Origin of the sequence: Halomonas sp. MMH1-48 (genome assembly GCF_022348105.1) — a bacterium.
Lineage (GTDB): Bacteria > Pseudomonadota > Gammaproteobacteria > Pseudomonadales > Halomonadaceae > Vreelandella > Vreelandella piezotolerans.
This window is the reverse complement of sequence record NZ_JAKRFL010000001.1, coordinates 279,017-304,994: the sequence shown is the minus strand read 5'-3', so window position 1 is coordinate 304,994 and position 25,978 is coordinate 279,017. Positions and strand designations below refer to the sequence as shown.

The 25,978-nt window shown below is 58.6% G+C and carries 22 protein-coding genes; 17 read left to right on the top strand and 5 right to left on the bottom strand.

Annotation, left to right across the window (positions count from 1 at the left end; genetic code table 11):
* Nucleotides 1-26: 26 nt before the first annotated feature.
* The 8 genes from MHM37_RS01435 to acpS all read left to right on the top strand — a co-directional run bounded on the left by MHM37_RS01435 (nucleotide 27) and on the right by acpS (nucleotide 7,874).
* Nucleotides 27-1,436 carry a DegQ family serine endoprotease gene (locus tag MHM37_RS01435; RefSeq protein ID WP_239295651.1) on the top strand — a complete coding sequence of 470 codons (1,410 nt, stop codon included), beginning with the start codon at nucleotides 27-29 and terminating at the stop codon, nucleotides 1,434-1,436.
* Nucleotides 1,437-1,625: 189 nt separating this feature from the next.
* Nucleotides 1,626-3,443 carry a translation elongation factor 4 gene (gene lepA / locus MHM37_RS01430; RefSeq protein WP_153843674.1) on the top strand — a complete coding sequence of 606 codons (1,818 nt, stop codon included), beginning with the start codon at nucleotides 1,626-1,628 and terminating at the stop codon, nucleotides 3,441-3,443.
* 15 nt (nucleotides 3,444-3,458) lie between these two features.
* Complete coding sequence (gene lepB, locus MHM37_RS01425; RefSeq protein WP_153843675.1) at nucleotides 3,459-4,262, top strand: signal peptidase I; 804 nt, start codon at nucleotides 3,459-3,461, stop codon at nucleotides 4,260-4,262.
* A gap of 64 nt (nucleotides 4,263-4,326) precedes the next feature.
* Entirely contained in the window at nucleotides 4,327-5,019 is a 693-nt protein-coding gene (gene rnc / locus MHM37_RS01420; protein WP_139527285.1) for a ribonuclease III, read from the top strand.
* Entirely contained in the window at nucleotides 5,016-5,915 is a 900-nt protein-coding gene (gene era, locus MHM37_RS01415) for a GTPase Era (protein ID WP_139527286.1), read from the top strand. The genes rnc and era overlap by 4 nt, the downstream gene beginning before the upstream one ends.
* Before the next feature lie 8 nt (nucleotides 5,916-5,923).
* Nucleotides 5,924-6,619 (top strand): DNA repair protein RecO, encoded by a 696-nt coding sequence (gene recO, locus MHM37_RS01410; RefSeq protein WP_139527287.1) that lies wholly within the window; start codon nucleotides 5,924-5,926, stop codon nucleotides 6,617-6,619.
* A gap of 60 nt (nucleotides 6,620-6,679) precedes the next feature.
* Nucleotides 6,680-7,495 carry a pyridoxine 5'-phosphate synthase gene (gene pdxJ, locus MHM37_RS01405; protein ID WP_239295652.1) on the top strand — a complete coding sequence of 272 codons (816 nt, stop codon included), beginning with the start codon at nucleotides 6,680-6,682 and terminating at the stop codon, nucleotides 7,493-7,495.
* A gap of 1 nt (nucleotide 7,496) precedes the next feature.
* Nucleotides 7,497-7,874 (top strand): holo-ACP synthase, encoded by a 378-nt coding sequence (acpS, locus tag MHM37_RS01400; RefSeq protein ID WP_239295771.1) that lies wholly within the window; start codon nucleotides 7,497-7,499, stop codon nucleotides 7,872-7,874.
* Nucleotides 7,875-7,883: 9 nt separating this feature from the next.
* Here the strand turns inward: acpS and MHM37_RS01395 are convergent, their stop codons facing one another.
* Nucleotides 7,884-10,577 (bottom strand): ATP-binding protein, encoded by a 2,694-nt coding sequence (locus tag MHM37_RS01395; protein ID WP_239295653.1) that lies wholly within the window; start codon nucleotides 10,575-10,577, stop codon nucleotides 7,884-7,886.
* Between the two features lie 91 nt (nucleotides 10,578-10,668).
* On the opposite strand from MHM37_RS01395, the gene cysM reads away from it, so the two are divergent.
* The 8 genes from cysM (at nucleotide 10,669) to MHM37_RS01355 (ending at nucleotide 20,993) form a co-directional block, all read left to right on the top strand.
* Complete coding sequence (gene cysM, locus MHM37_RS01390) at nucleotides 10,669-11,565, top strand: cysteine synthase CysM (protein ID WP_139527290.1); 897 nt, start codon at nucleotides 10,669-10,671, stop codon at nucleotides 11,563-11,565.
* Entirely contained in the window at nucleotides 11,566-12,996 is a 1,431-nt protein-coding gene (rlmD, locus tag MHM37_RS01385; RefSeq protein WP_239295654.1) for a 23S rRNA (uracil(1939)-C(5))-methyltransferase RlmD, read from the top strand.
* A 70-nt stretch (nucleotides 12,997-13,066) separates the two neighbouring features.
* The gene (gene relA, locus MHM37_RS01380) at nucleotides 13,067-15,343 is read left to right on the top strand and encodes a GTP diphosphokinase (RefSeq protein ID WP_139527292.1); all 2,277 of its coding nucleotides are present in this window, start codon (nucleotides 13,067-13,069) and stop codon (nucleotides 15,341-15,343) included.
* On the top strand, nucleotides 15,343-16,170 hold the full coding sequence (gene mazG, locus MHM37_RS01375) for a nucleoside triphosphate pyrophosphohydrolase (protein WP_139527293.1): 828 nt from the start codon (nucleotides 15,343-15,345) through the stop codon (nucleotides 16,168-16,170). Before relA ends, mazG begins: the two co-directional genes overlap by 1 nt.
* Nucleotides 16,171-16,212: 42 nt before the next feature.
* Nucleotides 16,213-18,861 carry a phosphoenolpyruvate carboxylase gene (gene ppc, locus MHM37_RS01370; protein ID WP_239295655.1) on the top strand — a complete coding sequence of 883 codons (2,649 nt, stop codon included), beginning with the start codon at nucleotides 16,213-16,215 and terminating at the stop codon, nucleotides 18,859-18,861.
* 76 nt (nucleotides 18,862-18,937) lie between these two features.
* Nucleotides 18,938-19,483 (top strand): DUF924 family protein, encoded by a 546-nt coding sequence (locus MHM37_RS01365; protein WP_139527295.1) that lies wholly within the window; start codon nucleotides 18,938-18,940, stop codon nucleotides 19,481-19,483.
* A 26-nt stretch (nucleotides 19,484-19,509) separates the two neighbouring features.
* Nucleotides 19,510-20,568: a 23S rRNA pseudouridine(2604) synthase RluF gene (rluF, locus tag MHM37_RS01360; RefSeq protein ID WP_153843682.1), complete on the top strand. Its 1,059-nt coding sequence runs from the start codon at nucleotides 19,510-19,512 to the stop codon at nucleotides 20,566-20,568.
* A 113-nt stretch (nucleotides 20,569-20,681) separates the two neighbouring features.
* On the top strand, nucleotides 20,682-20,993 hold the full coding sequence (locus tag MHM37_RS01355) for a hypothetical protein (RefSeq protein WP_139527297.1): 312 nt from the start codon (nucleotides 20,682-20,684) through the stop codon (nucleotides 20,991-20,993).
* Nucleotides 20,994-21,027: 34 nt separating this feature from the next.
* Here MHM37_RS01355 and MHM37_RS01350 read toward each other — a convergent pair whose 3' ends face one another.
* The 3 genes from MHM37_RS01350 to MHM37_RS01340 are packed head-to-tail and all read right to left on the bottom strand — an operon-like array spanning nucleotide 21,028 to nucleotide 23,380.
* Nucleotides 21,028-21,696, bottom strand: a complete 669-nt coding sequence (locus MHM37_RS01350; RefSeq protein ID WP_239295656.1) for an aminodeoxychorismate/anthranilate synthase component II — start codon at nucleotides 21,694-21,696, stop codon at nucleotides 21,028-21,030.
* Nucleotides 21,693-23,117 (bottom strand): anthranilate synthase component I family protein, encoded by a 1,425-nt coding sequence (locus tag MHM37_RS01345; RefSeq protein ID WP_239295657.1) that lies wholly within the window; start codon nucleotides 23,115-23,117, stop codon nucleotides 21,693-21,695. Before MHM37_RS01345 ends, MHM37_RS01350 begins: the two co-directional genes overlap by 4 nt.
* Nucleotides 23,114-23,380 carry a Trp family transcriptional regulator gene (locus MHM37_RS01340; RefSeq protein ID WP_139527300.1) on the bottom strand — a complete coding sequence of 89 codons (267 nt, stop codon included), beginning with the start codon at nucleotides 23,378-23,380 and terminating at the stop codon, nucleotides 23,114-23,116. Before MHM37_RS01340 ends, MHM37_RS01345 begins: the two co-directional genes overlap by 4 nt.
* Nucleotides 23,381-23,472: 92 nt before the next feature.
* Here MHM37_RS01340 and MHM37_RS01335 point away from each other — a divergent pair, with 92 nt between their 5' ends.
* Complete coding sequence (locus MHM37_RS01335) at nucleotides 23,473-25,389, top strand: monovalent cation:proton antiporter-2 (CPA2) family protein (protein WP_239295658.1); 1,917 nt, start codon at nucleotides 23,473-23,475, stop codon at nucleotides 25,387-25,389.
* A 15-nt stretch (nucleotides 25,390-25,404) separates the two neighbouring features.
* Here MHM37_RS01335 and MHM37_RS01330 read toward each other — a convergent pair whose 3' ends face one another.
* A complete protein-coding gene (locus tag MHM37_RS01330; protein ID WP_139527302.1) occupies nucleotides 25,405-25,974 on the bottom strand; it encodes a hypothetical protein in 570 nt (189 codons plus the stop codon).
* Nucleotides 25,975-25,978 lie beyond the last annotated feature (4 nt).

Here is a 25,978-nt window from a genome sequence, read left to right as displayed (position 1 = left end):
GTATCTGCTTGACTAGGAGCTGTTGCATGAAGCGCTTGGTTCTCCCCTCGACACTATGGCTCTGCTTGGTCGCGATGTTTCTGATCGGCCAAAATGCCTATGCGCAAACGCTGCCCGATTTCACTGAGTTGGTAGAAGACGCTGCACCAGGCGTCGTCAATATTTCGACCAGTCGAACGGTGCAGCGCAGCCCAGCCCTCCAAGGGTTTGGCAATCAAGAAATTCCCGAAATTTTCCGCCACTTCTTTGGCGATAGCTTTCCAACACCTCCCGGTGGTGGAGGCGGTAGCCGTAGCCAAGAGCGACAGTCGCTTGGTTCTGGGTTCATCATCAGTGCCGATGGTTATGTGATGACCAACGCACACGTAGTGCAGGACGCCGATGAAATTCTGGTGCGTCTCAATGACCGCCGTGAACTACCCGCTGAATTGATTGGTAGTGATGCACAAACCGACGTGGCACTGCTGAAAATCGATGCCAACAACCTGCCAGTGCTCAATTTGGGCGATTCCGACGAGCTGAAAGTGGGGGCTTGGGTCGCGGCCATTGGTTCTCCCTTTGGTTTCGATCACTCGGTGACGGCGGGTATCGTCAGTGCGATCAACCGCACGCTACCTCGTGATGCTTATGTACCGTTCATCCAAACCGACGTGGCCATCAACCCGGGTAACTCCGGCGGCCCGCTGTTTAATCTGGAAGGCGAAGTCATCGGTATCAATTCGCAAATCTTTACCCGCAGCGGTGGCTTTATGGGCCTCTCGTTTGCCATCCCAATCAACGTGGCGATGGACGTGGCAGATCAGCTCCGTGAAGATGGCCGTGTAAATCGTGGGTGGTTGGGCGTGATGATCCAGCCGGTGTCGCAGGATCTAGCCGAGTCTTTCGGTATGAGCGAAGCGGTTGGTGCTCTGGTTGCCGATTTAGATCCCGAAGGCCCTGCGGCTCAGGGTGGCTTGCAAGCCGGTGACGTCATCATCGAAGTCAACGGTGAAGAAGTGGATCGCTCCAGCACCTTGCCGCGGCTGATCGGTCGCGTTGCACCCGGTAACGATGTCGAATTGACGCTGATGCGAGATGGCGAGCAGGTGTCGGAAACCGTTGAGCTGGGTAGCTGGCCAGATATGGCGTCATCCGCCTCGGCATCGGGCAGCGATAACCAAGTGCGGTTAGGCGTCGCCGTTGCCGAAGTCGATCAAGCAACGCGTGAGCGTTTGGGGATCAGTGGCGGCGTCGAAGTACGCCAGGTCGAACCGGATAGCGTTGCGGCGCAGGCAGGGCTGCGTGCTGGCGACATTTTGGTGAGTATTGACCACCGCAGTGTCTCTTCGGCGGACGAGCTGATGCAAATCGTCGAAGCGCTACCGAACGACCGAGCGATTCCCATGCGTCTCTATCGCGACGGCCGCTCGCTGTTCGTTGCCCTTCGCCTCGATTAACCCAAGCGTCAATTCCCTCCAGTCCGGCGGTTCTCGCCGGACTGCTGTTCCTATCCCGCGCATATCGCTACAATAGCGCTTATCTTTTGACGAACTTTGGCAATGCAGTGGTGCGGTTTCCGTTTTATCGCCCTTCGGCCCAGCGCCGCAACTCCCACGCTTGCGCACCAATAAGGTAGAACACACTCGATGTCTCATGACGTTTCCAGCGGAAAGCTCAAGCATATTCGCAATTTCTCCATCATTGCCCACATCGATCACGGTAAATCGACGCTGTCGGATCGTCTGATTCAAACCTGTGGTGGTTTGACCGAACGTGAGCTGAAAGAGCAAGTGCTCGACTCCATGGATATCGAGCGTGAACGGGGCATCACCATCAAAGCTCAGTCCGTCACGCTGGACTACACCGCTGCCGATGGCCAGGTGTACCAGCTCAACTTCATCGATACCCCTGGGCACGTCGACTTCTCCTACGAAGTGTCGCGTTCGCTCTATGCCTGCGAAGGGGCCCTGTTGGTCGTCGACGCGGCGCAGGGGGTGGAAGCGCAGTCGGTAGCTAACTGCTACACCGCCATCGAGCAGGGGCTGGAAGTACTACCCGTACTCAACAAGATCGATCTGCCGCAGGCCGACCCGGATCGCGTCGCCCAAGAGGTAGAGGAAATCATTGGCCTGGACGCCACTGACGCGTGCCAAGTGTCTGCAAAAAGCGGTATTGGCATCAACGAGCTGCTCGAACGGCTGGTGCGAGACATTCCGCCGCCTAAAGGTGATCCCGAAGCGCCCCTGCAAGCGCTGATCATCGACTCTTGGTTCGATAACTATCTGGGCGTCGTCTCGCTGGTGCGCTTATTCGACGGCACGCTGCGCAAAGGCGATAAGATCCGTATCAAGTCGACCGGACGCGACTGGAACGCCACCGAAGTAGGCATCTTCACACCGCTGCGCAAAGAGACCAACATTCTGCGCGCCGGTGAGGTCGGCTTCATCGTGGCCGGTATCAAAGAGATTCACGGCGCGCCGGTGGGGGATACCATTACCCATACCAAGACACCAGACGTACCACGTTTACCGGGCTTTCAAAAAGTGAAGCCGCAGGTCTACGCCGGTATGTTCCCGGTCAGCGCCGACGATTACGAAGATTTCCGCGATGCCTTGGAAAAGCTGGCCCTCAATGATGCCTCTCTCGAGTACGAGCCGGAGAACTCCGATGCGCTGGGCTTTGGTTTCCGGGTGGGCTTCCTTGGTACGCTGCACATGGAGATCATCCAAGAGCGTCTGGAGCGCGAGTACGATCTAGATCTGCTCACCACGGCGCCGACGGTGGTTTACGAGCTCGCCATGAAGAACGGCGACATTCAGTACGTCTCCAACCCCTCCAAGCTACCCGATATGGCCGATGTCGAGCAGATGCGTGAGCCTATCGTGCGGGCCAGCATTCTGGTGCCTCAGGAGTTCGTTGGCAACGTGATCGCCGAGTGTGAACAGCGCCGCGGCACCCAGCTCGACATGCAGTTTCTGGGTAACCAGATCCAGCTCACCTACGAGCTGCCCATGTCGGAAGTGGTCATGGATTTCTTTGACCGTTTAAAATCCATCTCGCGTGGCTATGCGTCGCTCGAGTACAACTTCGAGCGCTTCGAGGCGGCAAAACTCGTGCGCTTGGATGTGCTGATCAACGGTGACAAAGTCGATGCGCTGGCGGTCATCATTCACCGCGACCATGCTCACTCCCGCGGCCGTTTGCTGGTGGAGAAAATGAAAGAGCTGATCCCCCGTCAAATGTTCGACGTGGCGATTCAGGCAGCGATTGGTGGCCAGGTCGTGGCCCGCTCGACGGTAAAAGCGCTACGTAAAAACGTCACGGCGAAATGTTACGGCGGCGACGTCAGCCGTAAGAAAAAGCTGCTCGAAAAACAGAAAGCCGGTAAGAAGCGGATGAAACAGGTGGGGCGTGTCGAAATTCCCCAGGATGCCTTCCTTGCTGTGCTCAAGGTAAACGACTAGGGATACGAACCCCACATGGATTTTTCACTGTTATTGGTACTTGCGGTCGCGCTCTCAGGGGCCATTTATCTGTTGGATGTGCTGGTGCTTCGGCCTAAGCGCCGTGAGCGCGTGGCAAAAGCAGAGTCAGCCACCATGGAAGGGCTGGATGCGCCGACGCGGGAGAAGCTCTTAAAAGAGCCTTGGCCGGTCGACTACTCGCGTTCTTTCTTTCCGGTGCTGTTGGTGGTGCTGGTGGTGCGCAGCTTCATCATCGAGCCATTTCAAATTCCCTCTGGCTCCATGAAGCCCACGTTGGAAGTCGGCGATTTCATTCTCGTCAATAAATTCGCCTACGGCCTACGTTTACCGGTCGTTCATCATCGTTTTTTGGAAGTAGACGATCCCGAGCGGGGCGATGTCATGGTGTTCCGTTTTCCTGAAGAGCCATCGGTGAACTTCATCAAACGCGTGGTGGGGCTGCCCGGCGACCGTATTCGCTATGAAGGTAAGCAGCTCTATGTCAATGGCGAGCCGGTCAGTAAGGCATTGATCGAAGAGGGGCCGATGCTTTCCCCTCAGCAGCTGTTGCTGGAGGAGGAGTTGGGTGACGTGAGTCACTTCATCTATAACAATCCCCGTGATCCAGGCCCGCAAATGCGTGAAGTGGTCGTACCGCAAGGCCACTATTTCATGATGGGCGATAACCGCGACCACTCCAACGATAGCCGCTACTGGGGCTTCGTGCCGGAAGAGAACATCGTCGGTCGCGCCTTTGCCGTGTGGATGCATTGGGATGGCGGGCTACCTAGCTTTACCAGCATACGGCGTATCGAATGAAGCAGTACCGTTTTCAAATCGTAAGTGTGGTTGTCTTAGTTAACGTCAATGACGTAGGAGCACTGTGAGTAATTCCTTAACCGCTTTTTGCCGACGAATCGGCCATACCTTTGGCGACCCAACGCTTTTGGAACTGGCCATGACTCATCGAAGCTACGGTGGTCGCAACAATGAGCGCCTGGAATTTCTGGGTGACTCCATCGTCAATTTCGTGATTGCCGAAGCGCTGTTTCAGCGCTTTCCCCAGGCGCGGGAAGGGCAGCTCTCGCGTTTGCGCGCCCGCTTGGTCAAGGGCCAAACCCTAGCGGAGCTGGCCCGAGAAATGGCCTTTGGCGAGTGCTTGAGGCTGGGGTCGGGAGAAATGAAGAGCGGCGGCCATCGCCGTGAATCGATTCTAGCGGATGCTGTAGAAGCCGTGATTGGCGCGATTTATCTAGACGCTGGAATGGATGCCGTGCGCGAGCGCGTACTCGCATGGTACGCCGACCGCCTGGAAAACATCTCGCTGCAAGATACTCAGAAAGATCCCAAAACACGCTTACAAGAGTTTTTGCAGTCGCGCCAAGCGGCGCTGCCACGTTATGAAGTGGTCTCTGTAAAGGGTGAGGCGCATGCCCAGACCTTTACCGTGGAGTGCTACATCGAGCTTTTAAGCGAGCATACCACGGGTAAAGGCCCCAGCCGCCGCCATGCCGAACAGCAGGCTGCGGAAGAAGCATTGTCCTATCTCGAGCAACCCCCTGGAGACAAATCATGAGCCAAACCTGCGGCTTCGTGGCCATCGTTGGCCGTCCCAACGTAGGCAAGTCAACCCTCATGAATCGGATTCTGGGGCAAAAAATCTCGATCACTTCTCGGCGACCGCAAACCACGCGCCACCAAGTGATGGGTATCAAAACCGTCGACGATACGCAGTTCATCTATGTCGACACGCCGGGCATGCACATCATGTCCAAGGATCGTAACAAGGCTATCAACCGCTTCATGAACCAAGCGGCGACCCAAGCACTGCGCGATGTCGACTGCGTGGTGTTCATCATCGACCGCACCCGTTGGACAGACGAAGACCAAGCCGTACTGAAGCGTCTAGAGCACGTGAAGGCGCCGGTCATTCTCGCGGTCAACAAGGTCGACCGTCTTCAAGACAAAGGCGATCTGCTGCCTTGGCTGGCCGATGTGGGCGCACGCCGTGAATTTGCCGCCGTGGTACCCATTTCTGCTAAGCATGGCACCCAAGTAGAAACCCTGGAAGAGGAAGTCGCCAAGCACCTGCCCGAGAGTATCCATTTCTTCCCGGAAGACCAGATCACCGATAAAAGCCTGCGTTTCATGGCGGCTGAACTAGTGCGTGAAAAAGTCATGCGTCAGCTCGGCGACGAGCTGCCCTACCAGATGACGGTCGAGATCGAAGAGTTCCGCGAGACCGAGCGGGTCACGCATATCAGCGCGCTGATTCTGGTAGAGCGTCAGGGGCAGAAGGTGATTTTGATTGGCGAGAACGGCGACCGAATCAAGAGCATTGGCCGCGAGGCGCGCCTGGACATGGAGCGCGCGCTGGGAACGAAAGTCATGCTCAACCTGTGGGTCAAGGTCAAGCGCGGCTGGTCCGACGACGAGCGGGCCCTGAAGAGCCTGGGTTACGATCTCGATTGAGTAGCTCCATGACCGCCGAGCCTGCGTTTTTGCTTCATCGCCGTGCCTACCGTGAAACCAGCGCGCTAGTCGATCTATTGACACTCGACCATGGCCGCATCCGTGCGGTAGCTCACGGGGGGCAGCGGCCCGGCTCGAAATCTCGTCAGCGGCTGCAACCCTTTACGCCGCTGTTCGTCTCCTGGCGCGGCGAACGAGAGCTGAAGCGACTGACGTTGATGGAGTCGCGTGGGCACACCGCGTTGCTGGCCGGCGAGGGGCTGCTATGTGGCCTGTACGCTAACGAAATTGCCACTCGCTTGCTGCCCCTTGAACTCGCGGCGACCGAAGTGTTTGCTTTTTACAGCGCGCTGCTGGAGGCACTGCCAGTGCCCGCCGAGCGCGGTCTGGCGCTCAGGCGCTACGAATGGGCGCTTCTGGACGTGCTCGAGGCCACGCCGCGCTTTAGCACCCCAGAGGGAGGTGCGCTGGACCCACATCAGCGCTACCGTTTCGAAGCCGACACTCGCGCGTTCGTTGCCGCACCTCAAGGCATCGAAGGACGTACCCTTCGCTTAATCGAACAGGGTGATTGGCAGCCAGCGGGCCTGGCCAATGCATTGAAAGCGGTCATGCGGGCAGCGCTGGCTCCTCACTTAGGAACTACCGCGCTGCGTTCCCGTGAATTGATGCTGGATTTGGCTCGCCGCCGTCATCGCTCTTGAGCCACCGTTACCACTGATCGCGATAGTGTTCTATCGCTGTTGATTGATTGGAGTCTCTGCATGCACCCCCCACGGATTTTACTCGGCGTAAACATCGATCATATCGCCACGCTGCGTCAGGCGCGTGGTACACGCTATCCCGACCCGGTGCAGGCAGCGCTGCTGGCCGAGGAGGCAGGAGCCGATGGCATTACCGTTCATTTGCGCGAAGACCGTCGCCATATTCAGCCCCGCGACGTGCGGCTCTTGGCCGAGGTGCTCAATACGCGCATGAACCTGGAAATGGCCGTCACCGAAGAAATGCTGGCGCTGGCAGAAGAGGTACGCCCGGCACACGTGTGTTTAGTGCCTGAAAAGCGCGAAGAGCTCACCACCGAAGGCGGCCTGGATGTGGTTGGCGGCTTCGAGCAGATCGCTAGCGCCTGCCAGCGCTTAGCGGCGGCGGGGTGTGACGTGTCGCTATTCATCGACCCCGACGAATCACAGATCGATGCTGCCCATCGTGCCGGTGCGCCCACCATCGAGCTACACACTGGCGCTTACGCCGACGCCAAGCCGGGCAGTGCCGAGGCCAACGCCGAATATGATCGCCTTAGCGCGGCGGCGGTGTACGCGGTTTCACTAGGCTTGGTAGTCAATGCCGGACACGGTCTGCATTACCACAATGCGGAAGCGATTGCCGCACTGCCCGGCGTCAACGAGCTCAATATCGGTCATGCCATCATTGCCCGAGCACTCTTCGTTGGTTTGAAGGAAGCCGTTCAGGAGATGAAGCGTTTGATCATCGCGGGTCAGGAAGCGGGCTTGATGGCCGCCCTGGACGCCCACGAACATGACCACGATCACGGCAATGGTCACCACTGCTGCAGCCATTGATATGATCGTCGGAATTGGCTCGGACATTGCTCGGGTTGAACGCTTTCGTCAGGCCGTGACGCGTCACGGTCCTCGTTTTGCGCAGCGCATCTTAGGGCCAGACGAGCAGCGTGCATGGCAGTCGAAGGGGCAGGCGACGGCTTATTTGGCAAAACGCTTTGCGGCCAAGGAGGCCTTCGTTAAAGCGCTTGGGCTGGGGCTCCGCCAGGGCATGCAGTGGGGCGAGATACAGGTGCTCAACGATGCGCTGGGTAAGCCGATCCTCAAGCTCAGCGGTGAAGCGCAGCGCCGATTTCTCGAAAGCGGCGCCACCGCCGCCCACATTACCTTAAGCGATGAAGCCGATTATGCCGTTGCTTTTGTCCTACTGGAGCGATGACGTCGGTCATCACTTTTCGACCAGCGCAGCGCGCTCCTGGCTGAGTCTTTCCATGGCGGTGTAGAGCTCGTCCAGCAGCGTTTCCACATGCCGCAGTCCGCTGGTGCGCAGCCGCGTTTCCAATGTTTCTACCAGTAGCGCAAGCTCCGGCGCACCGCAATATCGGCTAGCGCCATTCAAGCCGTGTACCCAATCCAGTAGTGTCGTCAAATCCTCCGCTGCAAACGCACGACGGATGTGTCGCTCGCTTTCGGGCAGGCTATCGATGAGCCGTACCAACTGCTGCTTGGCCAGCGTTTCTTTGCCACCGGCCAGTCGGGCACCCAGCGTCAGGTCGACGGCAGGCAGCGAGCTTGAGGGTTCGATAGGGGCTTGCAAGGCGCGAGTGGGCTCTGTCGACGCAGGCTTGGCTGCCACCCCTAAAAAGCGCTGGAGCAGCTGCTGTAGCTGAACATCGTCGATGGGCTTGACCATGACGTCGTCCAACCCCTCGGACAGCCACTGCTGGCGTTCCGCGCTCAACACGTGGGCCGTCACCGCAATGATGGGGCAGCGTGCCCAGCTATTGTTGATACGTCGCAAGGCTTGGGTCGTTTGAATGCCATCCATGCCGGGCATTCGAATGTCCATGAGCACCATGTCAGCGGTGGCATGTTTGGCAAACTCTAACGCCTCATGGCCGCTCTCGGCGAGTGCGATTTGCAGGGTATCGCTCTCCAGCATCGCTTTGAGCAGCTCGCGATTGGGCGCATTATCGTCGACGATCAGAATCGTCAAGCGCGGGGCCGGTAGCGGTTTAGAAACGTTGGCGCTGGGCGCTGTCTGTGCCTGTGGCTGCAAGAGGTGGCGTAGCGTGGTGGCCAGTTGCGCTCGGGTAAATGGCTTGCACAGCATCTCACCACCGTGGGGAAGCTCCCAGGTGGGTAGATCGAAGCTGGTGGTATTGGCCAGCACCAGTACCGGACAAGGCGTCTGCTCAATGACCGACTGCCAGTAGCCTTTTCGCTCGTCGTTAAAATCCTCAGCCGAGAGGCAGAGAATCAGCAGTGCCTCATTGCCTGCATCGATGAACGAGACAGGACGCGCTCCCCAGCGCTCTAACAGGTGCTCGAGCACGTTGCGGGTAGGAAGGTGCGGCTCGTGAAGTCGAATGATCGGGCCATCCAGGGTCAATTCTGGAGGGCGTTCATCGGCAAGATGCGCCAACAGCGGCAGAGTGAAAGAGAACGTCGAGCCTTTGCCGAGTTCACTATCGACGGTGATTTCACCGCCCATTCGTTGAATGAGTTGGCGGCAGATGGTCAGCCCAAGACCGGTGCCGCCAAATTGACGCGAATGGCTGGGCTCTGCCTGGGAGAAGGCACTAAAGAGCTGCTGCTGATGCTCTTCGCTCAGCCCGATGCCCGTATCGCTGACGCTAATGTGCAGCACGACATGCTGCCCCTCTTGGTTCTCTAGCATCACGCGAACGATCACCTCCCCCTCGGTGGTGAACTTGATCGCATTGCCTAGCAAGTTGTTGAGCACCTGATGAATGCGCAGCGGATCGCCACAAAGCGGCGTGGGCACGTCGTCGTACACCATGGCGACCAAATGGAGCTGCTTGCGCTGCGCTTCCGGGGCATGTAGGCCTATGATCTCATCCACTAAAGCAACGATATCGACGTCCACCTCTTCCAGCGTAAGCCGGTCGGCTTCCAGTTTGGAGAAGTCCAAGACATCGTTCACCAGCATGAGCAGGTTGTCGCAGGCGCGACGAACGTGTTCTAGCCACTCTTTTTGACGGCTATCCAGCGAAGAGCGCCCGAGTAGGCGGCAGAAACCCACGATGCCATTGAGCGGCGTGCGGATTTCATGGCTCATATTGGCTAGAAATTCGGATTTGACCGCGTTGGCCCGAAGTGCGCTGCGGTGGGCGAGGTCTAGCTTGATGTTCTGCTCTTCGATGGTTTCCATCGACTCTTGCAGCTCGCTGGTCGCCTGCTCGATTTGACTCTGCATATCTCGTTGAGCCTGTTGGAAATGCTCGGCCAGTCGATTGATGTGTTTGGCTAGCTGCTTGAATTCGGTGGGCTTGGCGTGGGACATCACGAGGCTGTAATCGCCACGGGACAAGCGATATAGGGCTTGGTTGGCCTCTTCGATAGGTCGGCTGGCGTAGCGGCTGATGGCAAAGGCCGCCAGGAATAGCAGCAGGCCGAGCAGCATGCCACCGAGGCTCAAGCTGGCGATCAAACGGTAGCGCTCGAGCGTTAGTGCGCGGATATCCATCTCGGCTTCCAACCAGCCGTTGGTAACAAGGTTGGTCCCGCCCACTGCCTGACTGGTGATCGGTACCTGTAGGCGCCACGTGTCTTCCTCTTTGGCGATGACGGTCACGTCGGGCGCGTTCAGGCGCGGCGGAGGCGGCATCGAACGGCCCAGTACCAACAAGCGGTTGCCCTGCTCGTCGAACAGTGTCACCGCTCTTAGACCACGGTGCTCCAACAACTGACGGGCCAACGCTTCCAGTCGTGGCAAGTCGCCATCGGCCATGGCAGCCCCAAGGCTGGGAGCTAACAATTCTCCAGCGCTGGTCAACCGATCTTCGAGCACGCTTCTACCGGTATGTTCATTTTGCAGGACCAGCAGAACGGCCATGACGGCATAGACCAGCAGAGGGAAACCAAGCAGAGCGAACAGCAGGCGCGTATTTAATGACATGAAAGAAGCTCGTCGAATCTGGAAGGTTGCCTGTCCACTCACAGGCAGCACCGATATAATGCAGCATAACGGTTACGATAAGGAGTGTCCGATGAATTATCCCACGCTCGAAGAGGTGGTGGGCAATACGCCCTTGGTGCGCCTTAAGCGCATCAGTGCTGGAAAGAACAACACGCTATTGGCCAAGCTGGAGGGGAATAACCCGGCCGGCTCGGTCAAAGACCGCCCGGCGCTTTCCATGCTCAGCGAAGCCGAAGCCCGCGGTGAGATCTCGCCGGGAGATACGCTCATCGAAGCGACCTCTGGAAATACCGGCATTGCACTTGCTATGGCAGCGGCCATCAAAGGGTACAACATGACGTTGGTCATGCCGGAAAACGCCTCCGCCGAGCGCAAGCAGGCCATGGCCGCTTACGGCGCCAAGCTGATCACGGCCAGTAAAGAGGGCGGTATGGAAGAAGCGCGGGACATCGCTGACGCCATGATCGCCCGGGGAGAAGGCAAACCACTGAACCAGTTTGCCAACCCGGATAACCCGCTGGCGCATTACCGTACCACCGGGCCGGAAGTGTGGCGGCAAACGGGCGGAGAGGTAACCCACTTCGTGAGTTCAATGGGAACCACCGGAACGATCATGGGCGTGTCGCGCTACCTGAAAGAGCAGAATAGTGCGATTCAAATCGTCGGTTTACAGCCCGCCGATGGGGCCAGTATTCCAGGCATCCGCCGCTGGCCACAGGAGTATCTGCCCGCCATATTCGAAGCGCCGCGGGTGGATATCACACTCGATATCAGTCAGCAGGAAGCCGAGACACACATGCGCCGTTTGGCCCGTGAAGAGGGCATTTTGGCGGGCGTGTCATCGGGTGGCAGCTTGGCAGGCGCCCTGCGTATTGCCGAGCAAACCGAAAATGCGGTCATCGTGTTCATTGTGTGTGACCGTGGCGATCGCTATCTCTCCACGGGCCTGTTCGCCCCGGAGGTATAGATGGCTATGTTGGGTAAGCGGCGGCCACCACGGCCCGCCTCGGGCCACTCTGGGTTGGCCCGCCAACCTTACAGCAACGGCGTGCCGACCAAGCAGTCTATCGGCATCGATGTCGGCGCGCCGCTGTCGATCGAGCGTTTGGCCCATGATGGGCGTGGCGTGGCCCATCACCCGGACGGTAAAACCGTGTTCGTCGATCGGGCGCTGCCTGGAGAGCAGGTCGAGGTGGCGGTACATGTCACGCGCAAGCGCTTCGACGAAGCGCACGTCAAAACGTTAGTAACCCGCTCTCCCCAGCGTGTAGAGCCGCCGTGCGCGCATTTCGGCCACTGTGGCGGATGTGATTTGCAGCACCTAGCGCTCGATGCACAGCGTGCCCATAAGCGTGAGGTCGTCAGTGAACTGATGGCCCGTCAAGGCGTGAGGCTATCGGCAGTGACGCCCATTAACGGGCAGTCCGAACACTATCGCCGACGGGCTCGTCTAGGCGTCAAGGTCGATGGTCAGGGTAACGTGCGCCTGGGATTTAGAGCAGCCAATAGCCATCGGTTGGTCGATATCGAACACTGCCATGTGTTGGTGCCGTCGCTACAGGCGCTACTAGACCCGTTAAAACAGCTGCTTATCGAGTTGGATGCACCGCGCTCCATCGGCCATATCGAATTGCTCTCGACCCCTAAGGCCACGGTAGTGCTGGTGCGACAGCTCAAAGATCAGCCTCAAGATAGGGGGCGCTGGCAATCCTTTGCAGATCAACACCACGTGCGTTTTGGCATATGGCTGGGCCGGGAGTCACCCTCGCTGCACTGGTATGGTGAGGCACCTGCACTAGAAGAGCGCTATTCATTGAGCGCATTGGGCGTGACTGACTCACAGACCGCTGACGAACTGGTGCTGACGTTTGCCCCCGGCGATTTTTTACAAGTAAATGCCGAAGTCAACCAAAAGATGGTGGCGCAGGTGATAGCATGGTTGGCGCCTGGACAAGGAGGGCGGCTGCTCGACCTGTTTGCCGGGATAGGGAACTTCAGCCTGCCGATAGCCGCTGCAGGAGCCAGCGTGCATGCCGTAGAGGGAAGCGCCGCCATGGTCGAGCGCTTGAAAGCCAATGCAGAGCTGAATCGACTGGTTGTGAGTGCCCAGCAGGCGGATCTCAATGAGTCGACGGCAGTCAAGGCGCTGCTTGATGAACACCCGGTCGATGCGGTGGTACTCGACCCGCCGCGCAGCGGTGCTGAAGCCGTATGCCAAGCGCTAGGGCGTCGAAAAGTAGCGAAAATTGCCTATGTTTCCTGCGATCCGGCTACGCTGGCCAGGGATGCGGCACACCTTGTGCATGCAGGTTATCGCGTCGAGCACGTCGCCGTCGCGGATATGTTTCTGCACACTGCCCACATGGAAACGCTGATGCTGTTTGAATACGCGGGCTAGTCTGCCCTTTGCAGCAAGCATTGGTGGCGGCGGTGTGGAGGCCGTCACCCAGAAAGGATGAGTGAACGTCATGGTGAAAGTGCGTGAAGACCAACCGCTGACAGAAAGCGGAAAGGTGGACATACAACAATGGTTAACGCGCCTTCAAGAAGATGTGCGCCTACGCGAACCCGAACGCTTATTGGAAGCCTGTGAGCTGGCCGAGCAGTTGGAGCGAGAAGCACCGCGTACGCATCGCGTGTGGCTATCGCCGGGCTCTAGCTTCCGTATGGGCCTCGAGATGGCGGATATCCTCGCCGATCTCAAACTCGATCAGGCCACGCTGGAAGCCGCCGTTCTCTACCGCGCCGTGCGGGAAGGGTTGTTGAGTTTAGAAGGTGTCAGCAAGCGCTTTGGAGAGGAGGTCGCCAAGCTGATCGACGGTGTGCTGCAAATGGCCGCCATCAGCTACCCATTGGCACCTAACCATGGCATGAGCCAGCACAACCAGCAGGAAAACCTGCGCAAAATGCTGGTGAACATGGTCGGTGACGTACGCGTTGCGCTGATCAAAATTGCCGAGCGTACCTGTGCGCTACGTCAAGTCAAAGATGCGCCCCGTGAGAAATGCCTGCAAGTTGCGCGGGAAGTGGCCGATATCTATGCGCCGCTGGCTCACCGACTGGGCATTGGTCAGATCAAGTGGGAGCTTGAAGACCTGTCGTTCCGTTATCTACATGAAGAGGATTACAAGGCCATCGCCAAACTCTTGGCGGAAAAGCGCTTGGATCGCGACCGATACATTCACGACGTGGTGGAAACCCTTAAAGGCTTGATGGAGGCTCAGCATATTCACCGCTACGACGTGAGCGGGCGAGCTAAGCATATCTACTCCATTTGGCGCAAAATGAAGCGCAAGCGGATCGATTTTTCCCAGGTACACGACGTACGCGCCGTGCGTATTTTGGTGCCTGAAGTCACCGACTGCTACACCGTACTGGGTATCGTCCACTCTCGCTGGCACCATGTGCCCAACGAGTTCGACGACTATATCGCCAACCCCAAGAAAAACGGCTATCAATCGCTGCATACGGCCGTCATGGGGCCGGATAACAAGGTGCTGGAAATACAGATTCGCACCTTCTCCATGCACGATGAAGCCGAGCTGGGCGTGTGTGCCCACTGGCGCTATAAAGGCCACGACACCAACGCTAAAAGTCGCAGTTACGAGGATAAGATCGCTTGGCTGCGCCAAGTATTGGAGTGGCAGGACGAAGTGGGAGGGTTTGGCGACCTGCGCGAAGGGCTCTCCAGCGATGTTGCCCCCGACCGCATTTACGTGTTCACGCCAGATGGGCACGTCATCGACCTACCGCGTATCGCGACACCCATCGACTTTGCTTATCGGGTTCACACCGAGATTGGCCATCTTTGCCGGGGAGCCAAGGTCAATGGGCGTATCGTGCCTCTGACCTACAAACTCAAGACGGGCCAGCAGATCGAGATTTTGACCGCCACCAAAGGTGGCCCCAGCCGCGATTGGCTCAATCCCAGTCTTGGCTATGTACGCACGTCGCGAGCGCGTGCCAAGATTCAAGCGTGGTTCAAGCATCAGGCCCGTGACCAGAATTTGGACGAAGGGCGCACGCTCTTTGAGCGCGAAATGCGGCGTCTGGATGTGGAAGGGCTGGATCTGGCCAAGCTCGCCAAAGCTGTCAACTACCAAAATGCCGACGACATGTACGCGGCGTTGGGCGCGGGCGACCTACGTATCGGTCAAGTGCTGCATCAGGCGCAGCAACTGTTTGGTGAAACCGACGACCAAGAGCAGCTCGATCGCCTGCTAGCCAAACCCCGCCGCCAGCCCAGCAAGGCGACCCAAAGCGACATCACCGTGCTGGGCGTGGGCAACCTGAAAACCAGCATGGCCAACTGCTGCCGCCCGGTGCCCGGCGAGCCGATCGTTGGCTTCATTACCCAGGGGCGTGGCGTCACCGTGCACCGCCAGGACTGCACCAATATTCTCCAATTGCGCATGGAAGAGCCCCAGCGCATTATCGAGGTGGAGTGGGGCGAGCGGGCGCACACCCGCTACCCGGTGACCATCGAGATTCAAGCCTGGGACCGCTCCGGCCTGCTGCGCGATGTGACCGGTCTCTTGGGTAATGAAAAGGTCAATGTGCTAGCGGTCAACACGCTCACGGATACCGACGAGGGCATCGCCCGACTGCGGATTACCCTGGAAGTGGACGGGCTGGAGTCGCTCGGCAGACTCTTTTCACGTATCCAACAACTGCCCAATGTCACCGAAGTGCGCCGTTTGCGTAACGCCGATCCCGAGAAAAGTGCCCGTAAAGGAGGGGCCTGATGCGTCATACCCTGGAGGATTTGCTCACCCTAATGGCCGTGCTGCGCGATCGGGAGCAGGGCTGTCCATGGGACATCAAGCAGGATTGGGACAGCATCGTGCCCCACACGCTGGAAGAGGCTTACGAAGTGGCCGACGCCATCGAGCGTCGCGCCTTCGACGAACTGCCCGGCGAGCTCGGCGACCTGCTTTTTCAAGTGGTCTACTACGCCCAATTTGGCGCAGAAGAGCAGCGCTTCGATTTTCACGATATCGTCGATACGCTGACCGCCAAGATGCTGCGCCGTCATCCCCATGTGTTCCCAGACGGCACGCTGGCGTCACGCCGCCCGACCGGCGTGAGTGCCGATGAAGTAAAGACCCAGCAGGTGAATAGCCGCTGGGAAGCGCTCAAAGCCGACGAACGCGCCGAGCGTGCTACGCAACCTCCTTCGGTGCTGGACGATGTGCCCCGAACGCTGCCTGCGTTAAGCCGCGCCGCCAAGCTCTCGAAGCGGGCCGCCCGCGTAGGCTTTGATTGGCCGAATGCCGAGGGAGTACTGGCCAAAATTCGCGAGGAACTGGAGGAGGTCGAAGAGGCGCTGGCGGCGGGGGATCGACAGCACGCCCAGGAAGAGGTCGGCGACCTGCTATTTGCCGTCACCAATTTGGCGCGCACGTTGGGTACCGATCCCGAACAGTGCTTGCGCCGTACCAACGCAAAATTCGAACGTCGCTTTCGTTTTGTCGAGCGCGCGCTTGCTGAATCAGAGCGCCCTCTGAACGAGGCCTCGCTGGATGAGATGGAAAGTCACTGGCAAGCCGCGAAAGCACAAGAACAACGCTAATGTCACAACCTATCAACGCGACCCCGCAAGGAGGCCACGCCAATGAGTCATGATCTACACGAATCACTGCGCGATAACGTGCGTATTCTGGGGGACAGTCTTGGGCGTACCATCGCCGATGACTTAGGCCAGTCGTTTGTCGATAAGATTGAAACCATTCGTGCCCACGCCAAGCGCGGTCGCCAGGGCGACTCGCTTCAACAGCGCCAGCTCATCGAGTATTTGCGTCAGCTACCCGAGCGGGACCTGCTCCCGGTGACCCGCGCATTCAACCAGTTCTTGAATTTGGCCAATATCGCCGAGCAGCACTACCGGGCACGGTTCCGTCGGGTGGAGGATTACAAACCCGGTTCGCAGCCCGCGCTAGGGGAGCTCTTGGGGCGCGCTCAGCAGGCCGGTAACTCGCCCCGCAAGCTGGTGGAAACCCTGGCTAATATGCGTGTCGAGCTCGTACTGACAGCGCACCCCACCGAGGTCATCCGTCGTACGCTGATCCAAAAATACGATGCGATCGATGAGTGCTTGACTGCGATCGAAAGCTCCGAGGATTACCCCGAGCGCGGTGCCCGCGCCCAAGGCCGCTTGGAAGAGCTGATCAGCCAGGCGTGGCATACCGACGAGATTCGCCACGAACGCCCCACGCCAGTAGACGAAGCGAAGTGGGGCTTTGCCGTCATCGAGAACTCACTGTGGCAGGCCGTGCCGGATTTTCATCGCGACCTGGATAACCTGCTGCTGGACACCGCAGGCGAACGCCTGCCGCTGGATGCCGCGCCGATCCGCTACGCTTCCTGGATGGGCGGCGACCGTGACGGCAATCCGAATGTCACCGCCAAAGTGACCCAGGAAGTGCTGCTGCTAGGCCGCTGGATGGCGGCGGACCTCTACTTGCGTGATTTGGAACAGCTCAAGACCGAGCTCTCCATGTGGAAAGCCAACAGCGCCCTCAAAGCCGAAGTGGGCGACGTGGCGGAGCCTTACCGCGAGCTTTTGAAACGGCTGCTCACCAAAATGGAGGCCACCCGCGACTGGGCGAAAGCGCAGCTCGATGGCCGTAACTATGACGGCGGGCCGATCATCGAGACCCGCGACCAGATTTATGCGCCGCTGCTGGCCTGCTATCGCTCGCTCTGCGACGTGGGGCTGGATACCATCGCCAACGGCGCGCTGTTGGATACACTGCGCCGCGTGGCCGTGTTCGGTGTAACGCTGACCAAGCTTGACCTTCGTCAGGAAGCCAGCCGCCACGCCCAAGTGATGGAAGAACTCACCAGTTCCCTGGGGCTAGGTCATTATCAGGAGTGGAGCGAAACCCAGCGCCAGGAGTTTTTACTAGCGGAGCTTGACTCCCGTCGTCCGCTGATCCCGCGTCGCTGGGAGTGTTCGGCGGAGTCCCGTGAGGTCATTGACACCTTCAAGGTGATCGCCCAGGAGCATGCAGAAGCGCTCGGCACCTACATTATCTCGATGGCCGCCGAACCATCCGATGTGCTCACCGTGGCGCTGCTGATGAAGGAAGTGGGGGGGCAAGTTTCGTTGCCCATTGCACCGCTGTTCGAAACCTTGAACGACCTGGACCACGCGGGCGATGTGATCGACAAACTACTGGCATTGCCGGGCTATCGCACGTTGGCTAAAGACCGTCAAGAGGTGATGATCGGCTACTCGGACTCCGCCAAAGATGCGGGGCAATTGGCCGCTGCCTGGGCGCAATACCGTGCCCAGGAAGCGCTGGTCAACGTGTGCGACAAGCACGGTGTTGATCTGACGCTGTTCCACGGCCGCGGCGGCACCGTGGGCCGCGGGGGCGGCCCGGCCCATGCGGCGATTCTCTCCCAGCCGCCGGGCTCCGTGAACGGCAGCCTACGCGTGACCGAGCAGGGCGAGATGATTCGCTTTAAGTTCGGCCAGCCGGATATCGCCCTGCGCTCCATGGAAATTTATGCCTGTGCAGTGCTGGAAGCCACTCTACTGCCACCTCCGGCACCCGAGCCGCACTGGCGCGAAGAGATGGATCAGCTGGCCAGTGTTGCTCATGCTGCTTACGTTGGCGTGGTTCGCGAAGATCCCGATTTCGTGCCCTATTTCCGTGCGGTGACGCCGGAGGGGGCGCTGGGCAGGCTGCCGCTTGGTTCGCGACCTACCAAGCGTCGCCAGGACGGCGGGGTGGAAACGCTGCGTGCCATCCCATGGATTTTCGCCTGGACACAGATCCGCCTAATGTTACCCGCTTGGTTGGGCAGCGGTGAGGCTTTTTCCCGACGCGTGGAGCAGCCCGGCGGCCGCGAAGTGTTGCAAGAAATGCGCACCCAATGGCCGTTCTTCGGCACTTATCTCGACATGTTGGAAATGCTGCTGGCCAAGGCTGATGTCGCCATTGCCGCTTACTACGAGCACCGCTTGGTGGACGAGCCCTCGCTGAAAGCGCTGGGCAAGAAACTCCGCGAACGCTTCGAACGTCTGGAAGATGTCGTGCTGGATATTCTGCAGCAGGAAAAACTGTTGGAGAACACGCCGCTGATCCGTCAAGCGATCGATGTACGCAACCCCTACATCGACCCGCTGCATGGCCTCCAAGCGGAGCTTTTGCAGCGTAACCGCGATGCCGATGGGGCGATTAGCCCAGATCTCTCCCGCGCACTGATGGTCACCATGGCTGGCATTGCGGCTGGCCTGCGTAACACGGGCTAAGCTAATAGCTGCCTACCTGCGCCGCTACCGCTAGGTGGCGGCGCTTTTCTTTACGTTCAGCGTTGGAGACAGGGACATGACTGTAGACGCTCAGGCTGTATTGGCCTTCTGGTTTCAGGAACTGACGCCCGCACAGTGGTTTAAAAAAGACGACAACATGGATCGCCAGATAGCCGAACGATTCAGCGACGTGCTGGCGCGGGCGGCTGCATGCGAGTGTTTCGAGTGGCGTCGCACGGCTCAGGGTCGGCTAGCGGAGATCATCGTGCTGGATCAGTTCTCACGCAACATTTACCGCAACGAGGCGCGAGCCTTTGCCAACGACGCGCTTGCGCTTGGGCTTGCCCAGGAAGCAGTGGCCAATGGGGCTGACCAGACACTCTCGGCGGTGGAGCGCAGTTTTCTCTATATGCCCTATATGCACAGCGAGTCGGCGGCGATTCACACGGTGGCTCTGCAGTTGTTCGATCAGGCGGGGCTTGAAAACAACCTGGATTTCGAAAAACGTCACAAGGCCATCATTGACCGCTTTGGGCGCTACCCGCATCGCAATGCACTGTTGGGTAGACCCTCTACCCCAGAAGAGATCGAATTTCTCCAGCAGCCCGGCTCCTCTTTTTAACGTTTATTTAAGCTACATGGCGTTTTATGTCGTTACGAACATCGATCCGTATCAATAAATACATCAGCGAAAGTGGCCTCTGCTCCCGCCGCGAAGCCGACCGCTTTGTCGAGCAGGGCAATGTGTGGATCAACGGACGCCGCGCCACCACCGGTGATCAAGTGGTCCCAGGAGACCGGGTAAAGGTCAATGGCCAGGAGATCGAGCCGCAAGAGGAAGAGGACCTCGTTCTCATCGCCTTGAACAAACCGGTGGGTATCGTGAGCACCACGGAGTCGGCAGAAAAGGACAACATCGTTGATTTCGTGAAGCACGGCACACGCATTTTTCCGATCGGCCGCTTGGATAAAGATTCTCAAGGGCTGATTTTTCTCACCAACAACGGCGACTTGGTCAATAAGATCCTGCGCGCTAACAACAACCACGAAAAAGAGTACGTGGTAACGGTGAATAAGCCGATCACCGATGAGTTCATTACGGGTATGCAGGGCGGCGTACCGATTCTGGGGCAGATGACCAAAAAGTGTCGAGTGGTCAAAGAGTCCACGTTCGTTTTCAATATCACGCTAGTGCAGGGCCTCAACCGACAAATTCGCCGAATGTGCGAATACTTTGGCTATGAGGTGACGCAGTTGGTACGCACCCGCATCATGAACGTGTCGCTGAAAGGGCTGGCGCTGGGGGATTGGCGTGATTTGACGCCTAAAGAGATCGAGACGATCCTCGCCCTCACCGAAACCTCAGCCGTCGCGCCGGAGAAGAAAGCGTCCGAGAAGAAAAAGCCAGCCAGGCCCAACTACAGCGGCGGTAGGAGTAGCACGAAGGAGAAAAAGCCGGTGTCCAAGCGCGCTTCCTCCGGTGCCAAGGCGGGTAACAAAACACGTAAAGACGCCAAGGCCAAAGGGGCCGTGCCCGGTAAACCGAGTGCCAAAGGAAAACCCGCTGGCAAACCAGCTGCGAAAGGTAAGGGTAGGCCCGGCGGTAATCCGGTGGCGAAGGGGGTGGGTAAGGGCTCAGTGAAGGGTGGTCGCCCAAGCGGTAAGCCTGCCGGTGGCAAGCCACCCCGCGCACGGGGAAAGCGTTAATCGCCCCGCGTTGGCTTGCTAAAAGCTAAAGTTGTCCGCGCGGCTTGCGGGCGTTTGCATAGAGCCACTACGTTGAAGAGTGCCCGGATCAGGAATACGAAGAGGACGCTAGGATGGCAGACGATACTTTGAAAGACGCAAAAATAGTCGATCACCACGGCTTGTTAGTTGGGCAGGTGGTCAACATTAGTGAGCGCCAAAATGCCGAGATACGTACACCCTACGGACGCCACTTTTGGGTGAAACCAGAGTCGTTGGCCAAGAGCCAGGGGCAGTGGTGCTTATTGAAGGATTTCAAGGCATATACGGCGGATAACACGGAAACGGTGTGGTCGGAGAGCGACCTGGACGCCGCCGCCGATGACACCTTTCCCGCCAGCGACCCGCCCTCCTTCACGCTGGGCGATGAGGGCAAAGGCCGCTAAAGGGCAGGCACCTGCAGATACAAGGCGGAATTCGTCAGTAGTGGTCAGAAAATAGAAAGTTGGCAATTAACTCTTTGCCGCCTTCGGTGGCAAACGACTCTGGGTGAAACTGAATGCCGTGAATGGGGTAGTCGCGGTGCTTCACGCCCATCAGCTCGAATTCACCCGCCGACTGCCAATGGCTTCGCTCGGCAAACTGCGCGGCGGTCAGCTCACCCACCGTGGCAGTGACTTCCAGGCACTCCGGCAGCGTTGCCGCATCGGCAATCAGCGAGTGGTAACGCATCACCTCGAGCTGGTCAGGCACGCCTTTGAACACCGAGCGATTATTGTGATGGATGGGGCTGATTTTGCCGTGCATCGGCAGCGGTGCTTTGATTACTTTGCCGCCAAACACATGAACGATGCCCTGCATGCCCAAACAGACGCCCAGTAGTGGCGTCGTTTTGCCCAGCTTTTCGATGACTTCGGCGCATACGCCAAAATAGCGAGGGTCATCCGGTGAGCCGGGGCCAGGCGAGATAATGATGCGGTTCGGTGCCATGGCTTCAATCGCCTTGAAATCGACCTGATTGTTGCGCTTCACCACGATCTCGAAGTGAGGCAGCTCGCCGCGATTCTTTTCAGTCGTCAGAATCTCCCCAATGAACTGGTACAGGTTATAGGTGAAGGAGTCGTAGTTATCGATGATCAGCACCTTCATGCGGGGCTCTCCGTTTCCATATCGTCCATAAAGGGGGCCAGGGCCTTGCGGGTGCCGGCAAATTTGCGACGAATCTCCTCGTATTCATCGTCGGCGTTGCTGTCATACACGTTGCCGCCGCAGGTTTGCACGTAGGCGTGCTCGCCGTTGACGAACACCGTGCGAATGGGGATCGCAAAGGTGCAGTCGCCGTTGAAGGAGAACTGGCCCACCGCGCCGCCGTAGGGGCCGCGCCCGTCGGTTTCCAGGTCGTCGATGATTTTCATCGCCTCGATTTTGGGCGCACCGGTGAGCGTGCCTGCCGGGAAGTTGCTGGCCAGCGCGGTAAACATATCTTCGCTCTCGGCAATAATGCCGACGATCTCGCTCGAAATGTGCTGTACGTGGCTGAAGCGCTTGATATCCATCAGGCTGCGCACTTTGACCGTACCAAACTGCGCCACTCGGCCAATATCGTTGCGGTGCAGGTCCACGATCATATTGTGCTCGGCGATCTCTTTGGGGTCGTTGAGCAGCGCGCGGGCAAGCTGGGTATCCTCCTGGGGCGTTTGGCCGCGCAGGGTGGTACCCGCCAGCGGGAACGTCTCCATCTCGCCCTGGCGCAGGCGGAACAGCAGTTCGGGGCTCGCGCCAATCAGCTTCTGCTCGCCAAACTTCACGTAATACATCTGCGGTGAGGGGTTGATGGTGCGTAACTGGTCATACAGTGCTAGAGTATCGCCCTGAATCCGAAAGCGTTTCTTGAAGCCCACTTCGCACTGGAAAACCTTGCCGTCGATGATGTCCTGCTTCACCTTGGCCACGGCCTTGGCGTGCTCGGCCTTACTCATGGTGTCGCCCAGCGCGGTAATGCGCAGCGGGCCTGCTGGCTCGTCGTCGGCGTCGATCAGCGTCTGCAGAAACGCGTAACGGCTATTGTCGTAGTAGAAGTAAGTGACTTCTCCGGTCATCTTGTCGAGAATCAGGCCGTCTTTGTACAGCCCAAAGCGGAACGTATCGAAGTCGTCGCTGGCTTTTAGCGTCAGCGACGGCTCGAAGTACTGCATGGCGTCGTAGCCCAGGTAGCCGCTCAACCCTCCCGCGTATTTACGAGAAATGATGTTTTGCGGAATGAGACTGCGCAGTAGTTCGTAGGGGTTGTCGCTGGGGTAGTGGTTGGCATCGCCGTCGCGGCTTTCGATGGTCAGTGTGTTGCCATTGGCATAGAGCGTGTACTCGGGGTCGAAGCCAATGATCGAGTGGCGCGCCATGTGGCTATCTTCGCCCAGCGACTCCAGCATGTAGCAGGTATCGAAGCGCCGCTCGATTTTCTGAAACAGGGCAAAGAAGTCGCAGTCTGCCGCCAGCGTGACGTAGTGGGGCTTACGTGGCAGTGTGAACGGCTGTGGGCCTGCCGCAGCGCCCGTATCGGTGGTGCTCATAGGTGTTCATTCCGTGAAGAGGCTAACATCGTCAGCGCGCGTGATCCGCGTGACACGGTCGCAATACCCACGCCCAGGGTTTCAGCGATTTTGCGATGGGGCACGCCTTCCCGCAGCAGCTTAAAAATCTGTAGGCGTTTGCTGATTTCTTGGTACTCTGCTGGCGTTAGCAGGCTGGCTAGTGCTTCGTCCATGGCGTCGGGCGTGTCGATCGCAAGCAGGTGGCGCACCAAGTCAGCTTGAAACGTATCGTGTAAGGACATCATGACACCGAGTGGTTACTCATGTACTAGCGTACTAGTACGTTAACTGATTGCTCAGGGAAGTCAAGTCGCAGCAACGTTAAGGAATCGTCATGACCGGCTATTTTATTCAAGCATTCATCTATTTAGTGGCGGCGGTGATTGCCGTGCCGCTGGCCAAGCGGTTCGGGCTCGGCTCGGTGTTGGGCTATTTGGTGGCTGGGGTGGTGATTGGCCCGGTGCTCGGGCTGGTCGGCCAGGAGACCACTATCATTCAGCACTTTGCCGAATTCGGCGTGGTCATGATGCTGTTTTTAGTCGGTATGGAGCTAGATCCAAAAGGCTTATGGGCCATGCGGGTGCGCCTTCTAGGCCTGGGCGGTTTGCAGGTGGTGCTGACCGCAGCGGCAGGCGCTGCGATTGCCTGGTGGCTTGGGCTCGTTTGGCAAACCGCGTTAGCCGTGGGGCTGATTTTTGCGCTTTCCTCCACCGCCATCGTGCTGCAAACCCTGAACGAAAAGGGCCTTTCCAAAACCGAGGGCGGCCGCAGCGCCTTTTCGGTGCTGCTGTTCCAGGACATTGCCGTCATTCCCATGCTGGCGCTCATCCCCTTGCTGGCGCTGCCCGAATTGATGGGCGCCCCCGGCGACGACCACGGACATGCGGGACTAAGCCTAGTGGCGCATTTGCCCGCCTGGGCGCATGCTCTCGTAGTCGTCGCCGCCATTGGCGGTGTGATTGTCGGCGGTTACTACTTGGGGCCGCTGCTGTTTCGCTACGTGATTGGGTCCGGACTGCGGGAAGTGTTTACCGCCTCGGCGTTGATGCTGGTGATTGGTATTGCCGCCTTAATGAGCCTGGTAAACCTATCGCCTGCTTTGGGGGCGTTTCTGGCCGGTATCGTTCTGGCCAATAGCGAGTTCAAGCACGAAATTGAAGCCAACATCGAGCCGTTCAAAGGGCTGCTGCTGGGGCTTTTCTTCATTACCGTGGGCGCAGGGATTAACTTTGACGTGCTGGCGGCGGAGTGGATCACGGTGCTGGGGCTTGGGTTAGCGGTCATCGTCGTGAAAGCGGCCATACTGCTGGCGCTGGCGCTGCTGTTCAAAGTACGCGGCAGCAACGGCTGGCTGTTCACGTTGAGTCTTGCTCAAGCGGGGGAATTCGGCTTCGTGCTGCTGACCTACAGCGTGCAGAACAGCGTGATTCCGGTAGCGCTCTCTCAGGTGCTCTCGCTGGTGGTGGCGCTGTCGATGTTCTTAACGCCGCTGCTGTTTATCGCCTATGACCGCTTGGTGCTGCCGCGCTATCAAACCGCCAAAAATGACCCCCGGGAGGCCGACACCATCGAAGAGCAGGCGCCGGTCATCGTGGCGGGCGTGGGGCGCTTTGGGCAGATCATCTGCCGTCTGCTGCGGGCCAATAACATTCCCATCGTGGCGCTGGATCATGAAATCGAGCAGATCGAGAACCTGCGCAATATCCGTATCAAGAGCTATTTTGGCGATGCAAGCCGCTCGGATCTGCTGGAAACCGCCGGTATCGAGCACGCGCGCTTGCTGGTGGTTGCCATCGACGACCGTGAGCGTGCAGTGGGTATCGTCAAGCACGTCAAACAGTTCTACCCCAATGTATGGGTGCTGGCCCGCGCCTTCGACCGGGGCCACGGCTACCAGCTACGCGAGGCCGGAGCCGACGACGTGATCAGCGAAACCTACCACTCGGCGCTGGAGCTCGGCGGTCATGCGCTTACTGCCATGGGTGTTCACCCCATGCGCGCCAAACAGATGACCTGGGCATTCGTGCAAAACGAAGATGCCCATGCCGACGAACTGTTCGAAGCCTGGAAAGAGATCGACGAAGGCATCAGCTTCAGCCCGCGCTATGGCGAACTCTTCATGAAGCTGGAAGAGGCGCTGAACTCAGCGATGCATCAGGAGTGGCAGCCGCCGCAACAGGAGGAAGTGCCGGTTTGGACGGCCCCCGCTCAGAACCGCGAGCAGTCAGGGGCTCCGGCGAGAAATGCCTAGGCAGGGTAATGTCGTTTAAAACGGTAGATGCAGCGATGCGCTAAGCATATTGAGGTGGCTGAGCGAGGGTGCATCGATACGCTCGTACTCCAAACGGCTGATGAGACGGTTAACGGTCATGGTGGCACCAAACCCTTGCAGTAGGGCAGTGCCGCCCTCTTCCTCGATGGGCTGGTCGGTGTCGCCGCGCCACTCGGTGAGGCCCGATTTGGCGTAAATGCTGAAAGCACCCATACGAATGCCGGCGACGATGGCGCCACCCAGGCTTAACGTATCCATGATGACCGGATTGGCACTGGAGGCGAGAGGGACTTCATCGCTTTCGCGGTAGGCGATTTCAGCGCCAATGTCTAGCTGGGGAAGCTGCCAGGGGCTGAAGCCAGCGGTGAGCCGAAAACCAGAGGTGTAGCTGTCCAAGCTGCTGAGATCGCTGCCTTCCAACACCACGCCGTTATCGAGGCGCATCCATTCGCTATTGGGGGCTGCATAGGAGAGAGCAGGAGCGTCATCATCGGCCAAGGTGGCTTCTAGGGGTAGGAGCATGCCGAACAGACTCAAGAGCAGGGTGCTTGCCAAGCGGTTCATTGGC